This window comes from Pseudomonas sp. F3-2 (assembly GCF_038804275.1).
Classification (GTDB): Bacteria; Pseudomonadota; Gammaproteobacteria; order Pseudomonadales; family Pseudomonadaceae; genus Aquipseudomonas.
In genome coordinates this window covers 4,233,275-4,248,002 of sequence record NZ_CP152388.1, presented here as the reverse complement: position 1 = coordinate 4,248,002, position 14,728 = coordinate 4,233,275, and the positions used below count along the sequence as shown (strand labels likewise).

The following is a 14,728-nucleotide window of genomic DNA, read 5'->3' as shown; positions in this document are numbered from 1 at the left end:
GCCACTGAGCATCGCCCAGGCGCGTGACTTGCCCCGCGATCAGCGAAGCCCGGCCATCAACCCGATGACGCCGGCTTCGCTGAAATGACTCACTATCCGGTTTGCTGCTGCCAGGCAGCAGACCGCGCGGCAAGCCACGCGCTACAGCGCGTTACGCTTGCGCTTGCGGGCTTTCCACTGCCGCCCGACCCACCAGCGCCAATACGCCATCGTCCCGAAATACCCCACCAGACCCGCGACCACGCCTGCGACCAAGGAACCCAGCAGAAACGGCTGCCACAGCGTGGTCAGCTGGCCGCTGATCCAGTCCCAGCTCAGTTCGTCCGGAAAGCTGCGCGGTGGAAGCCCCAGCAGCAACGCGCCGATCTTGTAGGTGATGTAGAACACCGGTGGCATGGTCAGCGGGTTGGTCAGCCAGCACAGGCTGACGGCGATCGGCATGTTCGCGCGGACCCAGACGGCGAGGATCGCCGCCAGCAGCATCTGCAGCGGCATCGGCATCAGTGCCGCGAACAGGCCGATGCCCATGGCTCGTGCAACCGAGTGACGGTTGAGGTGCCAGAGGTTTGGATCATGCAGGAGGGTGCCGAGAAATCGTAAGGACTTGTGTTCCCGGATGCTGTTCGGATCGGGCATGTAGCGCTTGAACAGATGGCGTGGCATACGTGAATCCGGCAGTGAGGGCGGAAAATTCGGGCAAGTATGCACGGATAGTGACCTGCGAAAATTCAGACTTTGTGACAATTAATAAATCGGCGGGAGCGTGGGTGGGCTAAGTCATGAAGGTGGATTTCACCCGATGACAAGGAAAGCCTTATGCGCACAGGGATGGTCGCGCTTGCGACGGGATTGCTGCTGTTGCGGTTTCTGCCCGTGCTGCCGCCGGTCTGGTTATTGCTGGTCATGCCGCTCGTGGCACTGATGCTGCTGCCGTTTCGAACGTATCCGCTGGCCTTCTTTCTGTTCGGCCTCGCCTGGGCGTGCTTCTCGGCCAGGTCGGCCCTGCACGACCGGTTGCCCGAGCGCTATGACGGCCAGACGTTCTGGCTGGAAGGCCGAGTCGCCGGTTTGCCGCAAACCATCGACGGTGTCGTGCGTTTTCAGCTGCAGCAGCCCGAATCCCGACGGACCCGGCTACCCGAGCAGATCCGGCTGGGCTGGTATGGCGGACCGCCGGTCAACAGTGGCGAGCGTTGGCGGCTGGCGGTCAAGCTCAAGCGACCGGGCGGTCTGGTCAATCCTGGCGCATTCGATTATGAGGCCTGGCTGCTGTCTCAGCGGATTGGCGCGACCGGCACTGTGGTCGACGGGCAGATGCTCGCGACTGCGCAACGCAACTGGCGCGACGGCCTGCGACAGCGTTTGCTCGCAGTTGATGCGCAGGGCCGGCAAGGCGGCCTGGCAGCATTGGTGCTGGGCGACGACTCAGGCCTCAGCCCCGCGGACTGGCAGGTGCTGCAAGACACCGGCACTATCCATCTGCTGGTGATCTCCGGCACGCACATCGGCTTGCTTGCCGGTCTGTTGTACGGGCTGGTTGCCGGGCTTGCCCGTTGGGGAGCATGGCCACGGCGTCTGCCCTGGTTGCCTTGTGCCTGCATCGTTGCCTTCGGCGGCGCGCTGGCCTACGGGTTTCTCGCCGGTTTCGAAGTGCCGGTGCAGAGAGCCTGCGTGATGCTCGGACTAGTCCTGCTCTGGCGGCTGCGCTTTCGCCATCTGGGTGTCACATGGCCCTTGTTGATTGCGCTGAATCTGGTGCTGATCACTGAGCCGTTGGTCAGCCTCAGGCCAGGATTCTGGCTGTCCTTCGCCGCGGTGGGCATTCTCATGCTGATTTTCGGCGGACGGCTGGGTCGCTGGACCTGGCTGCAAAGCTGGACCCGGGCGCAGTGGCTGATCGCCGTCGGTCTGCTGCCGGTCCTGCTGGCGCTGAACCTGCCAGTGAGCATCAGCGGCCCCGCGGTCAATCTGCTGGCCGTGCCGTGGATCAGCCTTTTCGTTCTCCCGCTGGCGTTGCTCGGGACGCTGTTGCTGGCCCTGCCTGTCTTCGGTGAGCCGCTGCTCTGGCTGGCGGGTGGCTCGATGGACTGGCTGTTCCGCTTTCTCGCTGTCATGGCTGAAGTCGCCCCGGCGTGGTCCGGCCCGCAGGTGCCCGGCTGGATCTGGCCCATCAGCCTGCTTGGCGCGCTCGTGTTGTTGCTGCCTGAAGGCGTGCCCATGCGTCTGCTGGGTTGGCCGTTGCTGGCGTTGTGCGTTTTCCCTCCCCAGCAGACTGTGCCGGCGGGCGAGGTACAGGTGCAGCAGCTGGATGTGGGCCAAGGCTTGGCGATCGTGCTGCGAACCCGGCAGCACACCTTGCTCTACGATGCCGGGCCGCGCTTCGGCGAATTCGATATCGGTGAGCGAGTGGTGCTCCCCGCGATCCGGCGCGCCGGGCTCACTCGTCTGGACGTGATGCTGCTCAGCCACGCCGACGCCGATCACGCCGGTGGCGCCGCGGCGATCCTCGAGGGGCTGTCGGTCGACCGGGTACTGGCAGGCGACGTAGGACGTTTACCTGCCGAGTTGCAGGCCGAGTCCTGTCGTAACGGCGAAAGCTGGACGTGGGATGAAGTGACTTTTTCCACGTGGATCTGGGAAAACGCGGCGCCAGGCAACCAGGCGTCCTGCGTGCTGAAAGTCGAGGCCAAGGGCGAACGGCTGTTGCTGACCGGCGACATCGATGTCGATGCCGAGCGTGCCATGCTGGCCGATGGGTTCGATGCGCGAGCCGAGTGGCTGCAATCGCCTCATCACGGCAGCCGCAGCTCATCGTCTCGCGCTTTTCTGCGAGCGGTCGGCGCCCACAGCGTGCTGATATCGCGAGGGCGCAACAATGCCTTCGGCCACCCGCACCCGCTGGTGATGTCTCGCTATCAGTGGTCCGGCATGCGGGTGTACGACAGTGCCGAATCGGGCGCCATCACGCTGCAGCTGGGCGCTCGGCAGGACGCAAGCGGGGAGCGCCAGAGCAAGCGCTTCTGGCGCGACTGATGTGCGGTTATTCATCGCCGCGATTGCCCAGCCGACGACGCGATCCGGCGAGCCTATGTTAGAGTGGCGCCACTTTTTTTCAGGGGGTGGTCGCTGTGTGGGAGCTGGTCAAATCTGGTGGCTGGATGATGCTACCGATCATTTTGAGTTCCATTGCCGCCGTTGGAATCATCATCGAGCGCCTGTGGACACTGCGCGCCAGCCGCATCACACCGCCGCATCTGCTCGGTCAGGTGTGGCGCTGGATTCAAGACAAACAACTGAGCGGCGACAAGCTCAAAGAACTGCGCGCCGACTCCCCGCTGGGTGAAATCCTCGCCGCTGGCCTGGCCAACTCCCGGCATGGCCGCGAGATCATGAAGGAATGCATCGAGGAGGCCGCAGCCCGCGTCATTCACGAGCTGGAGCGCTACCTTGCGACGCTGGGCACCATCGCGGCAATGGCGCCGCTGCTGGGTCTGCTGGGTACCGTGCTGGGCATGATCGACATTTTCAGCTCGTTCACCAGCACCGGCATGACCGGCAACGCGGGCATGCTTGCAGGCGGCATCGCCAAGGCACTGATCTGCACGGCCTCGGGCCTGACCGTGGCGATCCCGACCATCTTTTTCCATCGCTACCTGCAAAACCGCGTCGACGAACTGGTGGTCGGCATGGAACAGGAAGCCATCAAACTGGTGGAAGTGGTGCAAGGCGACCGCGATGTCGATCTGACCGGCGCCAAACCTGACCTCAAGGCCGCCGCGCGTGGCGAGGGCAGGAAGAAGTGAAATTCCGCCGTCGCAAACCCCGGGAGACCATCGACATCAATCTGGTGTCGCTTATCGACGTGGTGTTCATCCTCCTGCTGTTCTTCGTCGTGACCACGACTTTCACGCGGGAAACCCAGTTGCGCGTCGACCTGCCCCAGGCAGTGACCGGTGCGTCGGCCGACGATGTCGACAAGAAGCACGTGGACATCACGATCAACGCCGATGGCGTGTATTCGGTGAATAACACGCTGCTGGCGGACAGCAAGCTGGAAACCCTCATCGACGCCCTGCAGAAAGAATCGGGTGGCGACACCAATCTGCCGTTGTCGATCAGCGCCGATGGCAAGACGCCTCACCAGGCGGTGATCACGGCGATGGATGCAGCCGGCAAACTGGGTTTCGCTCACTTGCGCATGACCACTGTCGAGGCCGCATCGGCTAACTGATGGCACTGACCGACCGATTGCTTGACGCCTGGTACAAAGGCCATCCGGCACTGGCTTTGCTGCGTCCGCTCGAAAGCCTGTATCGGCGGGTGGTCGACGGCAAGCGCGCGCGTTTTCTCGCCGGCCAGGGTGATATCTACAAGGCCCCCGTGCCGGTTATCGTGGTCGGCAACATCACCGTCGGCGGCACGGGAAAAACCCCGCTGATTCTCTGGATGATCGATTATTGCCGTCGCCGCGGATTACGGGTCGGCGTGGTCAGTCGCGGCTACGGCGCCACACCGCCGAGCCTGCCCTGGCGCGTGTCCGCCGGGCAGAGCGCGGCCCAGGCGGGTGACGAGCCGCTGTTGATCGTCAATCGCACGGGTGTGCCGTTGATGATCGATCCGGACCGATCTCGGGCGGTGCGAGCCCTGCTGGCACAGGAGTCGCTGGACCTGATTCTTTCCGACGACGGTCTGCAGCATTACCGGCTGGCCCGTGATCTCGAACTGGTGCTGATCGACGCCGCTCGCGGGCTGGGAAACCGGCGCTGCCTGCCGGCTGGCCCGCTGCGCGAACCGGTCAAGCGCCTGCAGAGCGTCGACGCGCTGCTTTACAACGGCGCGGCGGATGATCGCGATGACGGCTACGCGTTTCAGTTGCAGCCCAGCGCGCTGGTCAATCTGCTGAGTGGCGAGCGTCACCCGGTCGATCACTTTCCCGAAGGCCAGGCGCTGCATGCGGTCGCCGGAATCGGTAACCCGCAACGTTTCTTCAAAACCCTTGAAGGACTACACTGGCGGCCTGTTCCCCATGCATTCGCCGATCATGCGGTGTTCAGCGCAGAGGCCCTTGCGTTCACGCCCGCGCTGCCCATCGTCATGACCGAGAAAGACGCCGTGAAGTGTGCACCCTTCGCGGCCCCCGACTGGTGGTACCTGGCCGTGGAAGCCGTGCCTTCCGCTGCCTTCGTCAGTTGGTTCGATTCGCAGTTAAACCGTCTTCTGCCATGATTCGCTCAGGATTTCCTATGGACACCAAATTGCTCGACATCCTCGCTTGCCCGATCTGCAAAGGTCCGCTCAAGCTCAGCGCCGATAAAACCGAGCTGATCAGCAAAGGCGCAGGCCTGGCCTATCCGATCCGTGATGGCATTCCGGTCATGCTGGAAAGCGAAGCGCGCACCCTGACCACCGACGAGCGTCTGGACAAATGACCGCACCGTTTACCGTTGTCATTCCCGCGCGTTACGGCTCCAGCCGCTTTCCCGGTAAACCCCTGAAAACCATCGCCGGCAAGCCGATGATTCAGCACGTATGGGAGCAGGCGCGCAAAAGCAGCGCCGAGCGCGTGGTCGTTGCGACCGATGACGCGCGCATCGTCGAGGCCTGTCAGGCGTTCGGCGCCGAAGTGCTGATGACCCGGGACGACCACAACTCCGGCACCGACCGGCTGGCGGAAGTCGCTGCGCTGCTGGGGTTGGCCAATGACGCCATCGTCGTCAACGTCCAGGGTGACGAGCCGATGATTCCTCCGGCGGTGATCGATCAAGTCGCCGACAACCTGGCTGCGCATCCCGAAGCCCGGATGTCGACGCTGGCCGAGCCCATCGAAGACGTGACGTCGCTGTTCAATCCCAATGTGGTCAAGGTCTGCTCCGATATCAACGGCCTGGCCCTGACGTTCAGTCGTGCGCCGCTGCCGTGGGCTCGCGATGCGCTGGCAAAAAGCCGCGACACGTTGCCCGAAGGCGTGCCGTATCGCCGCCACATCGGGATTTACGCCTATCGCGCCGGTTTCCTGCATGACTTCGTCAGCTGGGGACCGTGCTGGCTGGAAAACACCGAAAACCTCGAGCAGTTGCGTGCCCTGTGGCATGGCGTGCGTATCCACGTCGCGGACGCCCTCGAAGCACCTCCGGCGGGTGTCGACACCGCTGAAGACCTGGAACGCGTGCGGCGTTTGCTGGAGATCTGATGAGCATGGGTTTTGCCGTTTCGCTGCCCCACACGCAGGTTCGCCCATGACCCTGCAGCTGCAATCCGATGTGTCACTCAAGCCCTACAACACCTTTGGCGTGGACGTGCGTGCGCGCCTGTTTGCCGAAGCGCGCACCGACGAGGATGTGCGTGAAGCGCTGGCCTATTCGGCGCAGAACCGCATCGACCTGTTAGTGCTGGGCGGCGGCAGCAACCTGTTGCTCACCGGTGATGTCGATGCGCTGGTACTGCGCATGGCCAGTCGTGGCATTCGCATCGTTCATGAGGACTGCGATCGCGCCATCGTCGAGGCAGAGGCAGGCGAACCGTGGCACCCGTTCGTTCAGGACATGCTCGCCCAAGGCCTCGCCGGACTGGAGAACCTGAGCCTGATCCCCGGCACGGTCGGGGCTGCGCCCATGCAGAACATCGGTGCTTACGGCGTCGAGATCAAAGATGTTTTTCACAGCCTGGTCGCCATGGACCGGCTCAACGGTGAGTTGAGGGAATTTTCGCTACAGGACTGCGCCTTCGGCTACCGCGACAGTGTGTTCAAGCATCAGACCGGCCGCTGGATGATTCTGCGGGTGCGCTTTGCGTTGACCTTTGCTGCCCGACTGCACCTGGATTACGGGCCTGTGCGCCAGCGCCTCGAGGAGCAGGGCATCAAGGACCCGACGCCTGTGCACGTCAGCAAAGCGATCTGTGCGATCCGCAGCGAGAAGCTGCCCGACCCGGCAGTGCTCGGCAACGCCGGCAGTTTCTTCAAAAATCCGCTGGTGCCGGCCGACGTTGCTGCACGCATCAAGCAGGCTCATCCCGGTCTGGTGACTTATCCTCAGCCTGACGGGCAGGTCAAACTGGCGGCGGGCTGGTTGATCGAGCAAGCGGGCTGGAAAGGCTTTCGTGAAGGCGATGCTGGCGTTCATGCTTTGCAGTCGCTGGTACTGGTCAACTATGGCTCAGCTTCCGGACACGACCTGCTCAATCTGGCTCAGCGGATTCAGGCCGATGTCCTCGAGCGCTTCGGCGTGACGCTGGAAATGGAGCCTAATCTCTACTGAGGTCCAGGCCGGGCTTTGCCGTGGTTTTTGCCGTCAGGGCGTGTCTGTCATCGAGTACAGAGGTCAAGCATGAGTGAAACCCTGTGTGCCATCGTGCTTGCCGCCGGGTTGGGCAGCCGCTTTCGTCAAGTCGCCGGCAGCCATCGCAATAAGCTACTGGCACAATGCACCGGGCGTGACGGGGTCGAGCGCTCGGTTCTCGAGCAGGTTTTGGTCAGCGTCAGCACCGTCGCGGACACCATCGTGCTGCTGACCCGCCCCGACTATTGCAGCGTGGCCGAACTCGCCCTGCGCCACGGTTGTCAGGTCGTCGTGCTGGACTCGCCCGGAATGGGCGACAGCATTGCCGCTGCCGTCGCGGCCGAACCTGATCATCGCGGCTGGCTCGTCGTCCTGGGCGACATGCCTTTCATCAGTCCCGAAACCCTTCGGTACGTTGCGTCGAGGCTTGAGGACGACGCGATCAGCGTCCCGGTGCATGCCGGCAAGTACGGGCATCCGGTGGGCTTTGGTCGGCATTTCGGTGCTTCATTGATGGCATTGACAGGCGAGAAGGGCGCCCGACGTCTGTTTCAAGGGGCGAACGTCAAAGAGCTCCATACAGAAGACTCAGGCGTGCTGTGGGATGTGGACGTGCCTGCCGCGCTGGTCTTCAAATAACCGGGTTTTCCTTATCGCTGCCATAAAAAAAGCCCCACCTGCTCACACAGGTGGGGCTTTTTGTTGACTGAAGGATTACGCGAGCGGTTTAGGCTCTTTGTTCTCTTCCAGTTCTTCACCGTTTTCAGTCACGACAGCCTTGGCCGGCTCGACGTTTTCGCTGACAGCCGGGGCTGGAGCGGAGACGGCTTCGACGGCAGGAGCAGGCCTGGCAGGTTCTGCCTGAGCGACAGGTGCAGCGCTCGCGGCAGCTTCGGCTTCCTTCTGCAGACGCTCGGCTTCCAGGCGACGACGGCGAACTTCACGAGGATCGTTCGGCGCGCGACCGGTGCTGGCCATTGGCAGTGCCGGTTTCTCGGCGGCAGGCGCCGGAGCAGCTGCAGCTTCGACGGCAACTGGTGCGGCGACGATTTCCGGCGCTGCTGTCTGGTCAGCCGATTCAACCACGGGAGCGTCGACCACTGGGGTTTCGGCTACAGCGGCTTCGGCTACAGGCGCCTCGGCTACAGGAGCGACAGCGGCTGGCTTCTCGATCACTGGCTCGGCGGCTTTCGGCGCTTCGACAGGTGCGGCGGCCGGGGCCTCTACCACAGGAGCCGGTGCTTCAACGGCGACTGGCGCTTGTTCCGCAGCGGGGGCATCGACCTGCTCAGCCTGAGCAGCTGCTTTGACCTGACGCTCGAACGGGCTCAGCGACGCATCGAATTGAGCCACTTCAACTTCCGGCATGACCGAACGTTTGACCGGTGCATCCTGCCTTTCGATGGCAGGTGCTTCGACGACAGGCGCCTGCACCACAGGCTCAGGCGCTTTCTCGGCCGGTTCAACCGCCGAGGTTTCGGCTGCCGAGTTGGCGCGCTCTGCCTGACGGTGGGCTTCAGCCTCGGCCGGGGCGCTGATCACGCTTTCAGCGACGGCTGCGGTGACCGCCAGACCTGCGGCGATTTCAGTGCTGTTGCCCGAGTCACGGACTTCTGCGGCCTGTTCCTGGCCGCCTTCGCTGCCTTCAGAGCCTTCGATCACATCACCGTTGGCATCGCGCTGACGCTCACGACGGTTGCTGCGACGACGCTGACCACGGGAACGACGACGAGGGCGATCGCCTTCGGCGTGTTCCTGGTTATCGTCCTGCTGCTCTTCGTTGCTCAGCAATGTTTCGTCTTCGGCAGCCGCTGCAGCCTGCTCGGCGCGCGGTTGACGCTCTTCACGCGGCGGACGTGGCTGACGCTCTTCACGCGGGGCGCGCTCAGGACGTTCTTCGCGCGGCACATTGACTGCCGGAGCGGCATCCAGTGGTTCGCGCAGTTCACGCACGCGCTCTTCGCGCGGCTTGCGGTCTTCGCGCGGTGCACGTGGCTGACGCTCTTCACGCGGCGCACGAGGTTGACGTTCTTCCCGTGGTGCGGCGGTTTCGTCACGGGCTTCACGCGGCTCGCGCGGGGCACGTTCTTCGCGGGGAGCGCGCTCTTCACGAGGGGCGCGTTCTTCACGAGGGGCGCGTTCTTCACGAGGTGCACGCTCTTCGCGCGGTGCGCGTTCTTCACGCTCGGCACGCGGCGCACGCTCTTCGCGAGGCTTGCGCTCTTCATCGCGGCGGCCGTTACGGCTGCGGCTCTGCTGGCGACCGTTGCGACGCTCTTCGTTGCGGGCAGGGCGCTCGGTGGCCGGTTTCTCGACGACGGCGGCCGGGGCAGCAGGCTCTTCCTTGGTCGCGAACAGGCTGACCAGGGATTTCACCAGGCCTTTGAACAGGCTTGGCTCATGAGCGACAGGCGCCGGAGCGACCGGTGCAGCGGTTTCGGTTGGCACTGGCGCGTTGGCGCGGGCCGGCGCGGTCTTGACCGCTGCTTCCTGGCGAATCAGCGTGCGAGTGGCGGCTGTCGGCTGGACTTCTTCCACTTCGGCGGCAGCCGCGGCAATCTCGTAGCTCGACTGCAGGCTGTGCGCTTCAGGGCTGTCGTCACGCAGACGCTGCACTTCGAAGTGAGGCGTTTCGAGGTGATCGTTCGGCAGGATGACGATGCGTGCACGAGTGCGCAGCTCGATCTTGGTGATCGAATTGCGTTTTTCGTTGAGCAGGAACGCAGCCACCGGGATCGGCACTTGAGCGCGGACTTCGGCGGTACGGTCTTTCAGGGCTTCTTCTTCGATCAGGCGCAGGATCGCCAGCGACAGCGATTCGACGTCGCGAATGATGCCGGTGCCGCTGCAGCGCGGGCACACGATGCCGCTGCTCTCGCCCAGAGACGGACGCAGGCGCTGACGGGACATTTCCAGCAGGCCGAAACGCGAAATGCGACCGACCTGAACTCGGGCACGGTCGGCTTCCAGGCTTTCGCGGACCTTTTCTTCCACGGCGCGCTGGTTCTTGGCAGGCGTCATGTCGATGAAGTCGATGACGATCAGGCCGCCGATGTCGCGCAGGCGCAGTTGACGGGCGATTTCTTCGGCCGCTTCAAGGTTGGTCTGCAGGGCGGTTTCTTCGATGTCGCTGCCTTTGGTGGCGCGCGCCGAGTTGATGTCGATGGACACCAGCGCTTCGGTAGGATCGATGACGATGGAGCCGCCGGAAGGCAGTTCGACGACGCGCTGGAAAGCGGTCTCGATCTGGCTTTCGATCTGGAAGCGATTGAAAAGGGGAACGCTGTCTTCGTACAGCTTGATCTTGCTGGCGTACTGCGGCATCACCTGACGGATGAAGGTCAGTGCTTCTTCCTGAGCTTCGACGCTGTCGATCAGCACTTCGCCGATGTCCTGGCGCAGGTAGTCACGGATGGCGCGGATGATGACGTTGCTTTCCTGGTAGATCAGGAAAGGCGCGGCGCGGTCCTGGGAGGCCTCTTTGATGGCAGTCCACAGTTGCAGCAGGTAGTCGAGGTCCCACTGCATTTCTTCGCTGCTGCGGCCAAGACCGGCGGTGCGAACGATCAGGCCCATGTCGGCAGGGGCGATCAGGCCGTTGAGCGCTTCACGCAGCTCGTTGCGCTCTTCACCTTCGATGCGACGCGAGATGCCGCCGGCGCGCGGGTTGTTCGGCATCAGCACCAGATAACGACCGGCCAGGCTGATGAAGGTGGTCAGGGCTGCGCCCTTGTTGCCACGCTCTTCTTTTTCGACCTGAACGATGACTTCCTGGCCTTCGCTCAGGACGTCCTTGATGTTGACGCGGCCTTCCGGGGACTTCTTGAAGTATTCGCGGGAGATTTCTTTCAGCGGCAGGAAGCCGTGACGCTCGGAGCCGAAGTCGACAAACGCCGCTTCAAGGCTGGGTTCGATGCGCGTGATCCGGCCTTTATAGATGTTGGCCTTCTTCTGTTCGCGGGCCCCGGATTCGATGTCCAGGTCGTATAGGCGCTGGCCGTCTACCAGCGCAACACGCAACTCTTCGGGTTGAGTCGCGTTAATCAGCATTCTTTTCATGTAGTACCGTCGGTTTCCGGGCTGCCGGAAACGGCGTTCGGCACACACGACTTCTCACGGTCGGTGTCAGGGCGCGTCAGGAGTGTTTTAACACTCCAGTGTCTAGCGATATTCGGCCAGCGGGGCCGTAGTCGCGACGACGTTTCCTGCTTGCTGTGGTGACAAATGACACCCTGTCAGCAAAAGCTTTGTCAGGAGGAGGAATCAACCATCGGTAGCGGACGATATGAAGCGTCTTGAATAAAGCCTTTTGCTACACATTCCGACGGTTGTGCGTCTCCACCCCACACGTATCCCTGATAATTCGGGTGCTGCCGCGCGCTGAATCCGCAACGGGTTGCATTTACCGCGATCTTCGATGGGAAGTTCGCGCGTCATGGCTCAAATAAGGCATGGTTTCCGAAGCATTCGCCCGGAGAGATTGCCTGCGACTGCACCTTGTGAACTGGCCTTGAACGTGGGCCTCGATGGCGAGTGACTCACTCCGCGATCGGGCTTGTTTCAGGCCTCATGTCACCTGCGCTCGTAACGCCTGCTGATCTTCCGTTGTCACCGAAAGCCCCGTAGGGCGGCCTCGCGCCCTCGTGAATTGCGTTGGTCAGGGCCGGCTGTCATACCGTTTGTCCGCTGTCCAGGCCGCTTTTGGCGGCGTTCGCGACTATAGCAGCAATCATTAAGTGCTTCAAATCCATAAAAAATTGTTATGATTTGCGCCATGACGAATATCACCCCCCCAACCCCCGGCGTCCAGCTGGTAGAGGTTGCGCCGGAACTTGCCGGTCAACGCATCGATAATTTTCTGATCACGTACCTCAAGGGCGTTCCCAAGACCTTGATTTACCGCATATTGCGCAAGGGCGAAGTGCGAGTGAACAAGGGGCGGGTCAAGCCCGAGTACAAGCTTCAGGCCGGCGACATTGTGCGCGTCCCGCCAGTGCGCGTGCCTGAGCGCGACGAGCCGGTGCCGGTCGCTCAAGGCCTGCTGCAGCGGCTCGAAGCCGCCATCGTCCATGAGGACAAAGGCCTGATCGTCCTCAACAAGCCCGCTGGTATCGCGGTTCACGGCGGCAGCGGGCTGAGCTTCGGCGTCATCGAAGCCTTTCGTCAGTTGCGTCCTGATGCCAAGGAGCTCGAGCTGGTGCATCGCCTGGATCGGGACACCTCGGGTCTGCTGATGATTGCCAAGAAGCGCAGCATGTTGCGCCATCTGCATGAGCAATTGCGCGGCGACGGCGTCGACAAGCGCTACATGGCGCTGGTCCGCGGGCACTGGGCGACATCGCAGAAACAGGTCCGTGCGCCGTTGCTCAAGAGCAACCTGCGTTCCGGCGAGCGTATGGTCGAAGTGAACGATGAGGGCAAAGAGGCGCTGACGCTGTTCAAGGTGCTGCGCCGCTTCGGTGACTTTGCCACCATGGTCGAGGCGCGTCCGATAACCGGTCGTACCCACCAGATTCGCGTGCATGCGCTGCACGCCGGTCACTGCATTGCTGGCGACAGCAAATACGGTGATGAAGATTTCACCCGGGAAATCCGCGATCTGGGCGGCAAGCGCCTGTTCCTGCATGCTTATGCCTTGACCGTGCCGCTGCCCGATGGCGGCGAACTGAAACTCGAAGCGCCCGTTGACGAGATGTGGGCCAAGACTGTGGAGCGATTGAGTGCGCCCTGATTACGAGCTGCTGATTTTCGACTGGGACGGCACGCTGTCCGACTCCGTAGGCCGCATCGTCGATGCCATGCAAGCCGCCGCAAATCTCTCTGCAAGGCCTGTGCGTGACGAGGCGGCAATCAAGGGGATCATCGGCTTGGGTTTGCCGGAGGCGATTCGTACGCTCTATCCGGAAATCACTGCCAATGACCTGATCGATTTTCGCCAGCACTACGCCGACAGCTACATGGCAATGGACGTTGAGCCTTCGAAGCTGTTCGAGGGTGTGCACGAATCGCTGGAGGCGTTCCGCGCCGAAGGCTATCGGCTCGCGGTCGCGACCGGTAAGGCCCGTCGTGGGCTGGATCGCGTGCTCAAGGCGCACGGCTGGCAGGATTACTTCGACGCTACCCGGGCGGCGGATGAAACCGCCAGCAAGCCTGATCCGCTGATGCTCAACGAGATTCTTCAGCAGTGCGGTGTGCCGCCGGAAAAGGCGCTGATGGTCGGCGACGCTTCATTCGATTTGTTGATGGCCCGTAATGCCGGCATGGATTCGGTGGCGGTGGGGTACGGAGCGCAGGCTCTGGACTCGTTGCGCCAGTACGAACCGCGCCTGGCGATCGGGCATTTTTCCGAGCTGCGCACCTGGTTGGGTGTGCGGACCGCCGAATCTTCGTTGTTGGGGTAATTGATCTATGTCGGACGAATGGAAGTCACCGTCTTCGCAGGATAAAGACGAGGGTGACAGCAAGCTTGATGCGAAAAGCTGGAAACTCCTGGAAAAGACGCTGTTGGCCAACGTGCAGGAGCATCGTCGCACCCGTCGCTGGGGAATCTTCTTCAAGTCCCTGACTTTCATTTACCTGTTCGGCGCGCTGGCGCTGTTTTCGCCGCTGATGGATTTTGAAAAGGGCGCGTCGCGCAAGAGCAGTCACACCGCGCTGATCGAAGTCAAAGGCATGATCGCCGACACCGAAGCGGCCAGCGCTGACAATATCGTCGGCAGCTTGCGTGCGGCCTTCGAGGACGAAAAGACCAAGGGTGTGATTCTGCGGATCAACAGCCCAGGGGGCAGTCCCGTCCAGTCCGGTTATATATATGACGAAATTCGTCGTCTGCGCGCCAAGAAGCCAGAGATCAAGGTATATGCCGTCATCACCGATCTGGGTGCCTCTGGCGCGTACTACATTGCCAGCGCGGCCGACCAGATCTACGCCGATAAAGCGAGTCTGGTGGGTTCCATTGGCGTGACGGCGGCCGGGTTCGGGTTTGTCGGCACCATGGAGAAACTTGGCGTCGATCGTCGTACTTATACGTCCGGCGAGCACAAGGCGTTCCTGGACCCGTTCCAGCCGCCCAAAGCTGATGAGACCGCCTTCTGGCAGAGCGTGCTGGACACCACGCATCAGCAGTTCATTGCCAGCGTGAAAGCAGGCCGCGGCGATCGCCTCAAGGACAAAGAACATCCTGAGTTGTTTTCCGGTCTTGTCTGGACGGGCGAGCAGGCGGTGGGGCTCGGTCTGGTCGACGGCCTGGGCAGTGCGAGCTATGTGGCGCGCGAGATCATCGGCGAGAAGGAGATGGTCGACTACACCGTCGAGGAGTCGCCATTCGATCGCTTCTCCAAGAAGCTTGGCTCCAGTGTGGCGGAACAGATTGCCATGTGGGCCGGTTTCAAAGGCCCTACGCTGCGCTGATCGGTCTGCACCAAAGAAAAACCCGGCCATTGGTCGGGTTT

The 14,728-nt window shown here is 62.5% G+C and carries 13 protein-coding genes; 11 read left to right on the top strand and 2 right to left on the bottom strand.

Going from position 1 to position 14,728, the window contains the following annotated elements; translation table 11 throughout:
• Positions 1–141 precede the first annotated feature (141 nt).
• A complete protein-coding gene (locus AAGQ88_RS19195; protein WP_342653276.1) occupies positions 142–663 on the bottom strand; it encodes a DUF2062 domain-containing protein in 522 nt (173 codons plus the stop codon).
• 153 nt (positions 664–816) lie between these two features.
• Here AAGQ88_RS19195 and AAGQ88_RS19190 point away from each other — a divergent pair, with 153 nt between their 5' ends.
• The 8 genes from AAGQ88_RS19190 (at position 817) to AAGQ88_RS19155 (ending at position 7,916) form a co-directional block, all read left to right on the top strand.
• Positions 817–3,033 carry a DNA internalization-related competence protein ComEC/Rec2 gene (locus tag AAGQ88_RS19190; protein WP_342653275.1) on the top strand — a complete coding sequence of 739 codons (2,217 nt, stop codon included), beginning with the start codon at positions 817–819 and terminating at the stop codon, positions 3,031–3,033.
• Positions 3,034–3,128: 95 nt separating this feature from the next.
• On the top strand, positions 3,129–3,803 hold the full coding sequence (locus AAGQ88_RS19185; RefSeq protein ID WP_093469676.1) for a MotA/TolQ/ExbB proton channel family protein: 675 nt from the start codon (positions 3,129–3,131) through the stop codon (positions 3,801–3,803).
• Positions 3,800–4,231: a biopolymer transporter ExbD gene (locus tag AAGQ88_RS19180; protein ID WP_093469673.1), complete on the top strand. Its 432-nt coding sequence runs from the start codon at positions 3,800–3,802 to the stop codon at positions 4,229–4,231. Before AAGQ88_RS19185 ends, AAGQ88_RS19180 begins: the two co-directional genes overlap by 4 nt.
• The gene (gene lpxK, locus AAGQ88_RS19175) at positions 4,231–5,226 is read left to right on the top strand and encodes a tetraacyldisaccharide 4'-kinase (protein ID WP_342653274.1); all 996 of its coding nucleotides are present in this window, start codon (positions 4,231–4,233) and stop codon (positions 5,224–5,226) included. Before AAGQ88_RS19180 ends, lpxK begins: the two co-directional genes overlap by 1 nt.
• 17 nt (positions 5,227–5,243) lie before the next feature.
• Positions 5,244–5,429 (top strand): Trm112 family protein, encoded by a 186-nt coding sequence (locus AAGQ88_RS19170; protein ID WP_003174668.1) that lies wholly within the window; start codon positions 5,244–5,246, stop codon positions 5,427–5,429.
• Complete coding sequence (gene kdsB / locus AAGQ88_RS19165; protein WP_093469667.1) at positions 5,426–6,190, top strand: 3-deoxy-manno-octulosonate cytidylyltransferase; 765 nt, start codon at positions 5,426–5,428, stop codon at positions 6,188–6,190. The genes AAGQ88_RS19170 and kdsB overlap by 4 nt, the downstream gene beginning before the upstream one ends.
• A gap of 46 nt (positions 6,191–6,236) precedes the next feature.
• Positions 6,237–7,256 (top strand): UDP-N-acetylmuramate dehydrogenase, encoded by a 1,020-nt coding sequence (gene murB, locus AAGQ88_RS19160; RefSeq protein ID WP_342653273.1) that lies wholly within the window; start codon positions 6,237–6,239, stop codon positions 7,254–7,256.
• 69 nt (positions 7,257–7,325) lie between these two features.
• A complete protein-coding gene (locus AAGQ88_RS19155; RefSeq protein WP_342653272.1) occupies positions 7,326–7,916 on the top strand; it encodes a nucleotidyltransferase family protein in 591 nt (196 codons plus the stop codon).
• Positions 7,917–7,991: 75 nt separating this feature from the next.
• On the opposite strand, the gene rne is transcribed toward AAGQ88_RS19155, so the two are convergent.
• Positions 7,992–11,336, bottom strand: coding sequence for a ribonuclease E (gene rne / locus AAGQ88_RS19150; RefSeq protein ID WP_342653271.1), 3,345 nt, complete (start codon positions 11,334–11,336; stop codon positions 7,992–7,994).
• A gap of 715 nt (positions 11,337–12,051) precedes the next feature.
• Between rne and rluC the strand changes: the two genes are divergently transcribed.
• Genes rluC through sppA form a run of 3 tightly spaced genes read left to right on the top strand, consistent with a single transcriptional unit; the run spans position 12,052 to position 14,687 of the window.
• On the top strand, positions 12,052–13,008 hold the full coding sequence (rluC, locus tag AAGQ88_RS19145) for a 23S rRNA pseudouridine(955/2504/2580) synthase RluC (protein ID WP_342653270.1): 957 nt from the start codon (positions 12,052–12,054) through the stop codon (positions 13,006–13,008).
• Entirely contained in the window at positions 12,998–13,678 is a 681-nt protein-coding gene (locus AAGQ88_RS19140) for an HAD-IA family hydrolase (RefSeq protein WP_342653269.1), read from the top strand. Before rluC ends, AAGQ88_RS19140 begins: the two co-directional genes overlap by 11 nt.
• Before the next feature lie 7 nt (positions 13,679–13,685).
• The gene (gene sppA / locus AAGQ88_RS19135; protein WP_342653268.1) at positions 13,686–14,687 is read left to right on the top strand and encodes a signal peptide peptidase SppA; all 1,002 of its coding nucleotides are present in this window, start codon (positions 13,686–13,688) and stop codon (positions 14,685–14,687) included.
• The last annotated feature ends 41 nt before the right edge of the window (positions 14,688–14,728 follow it).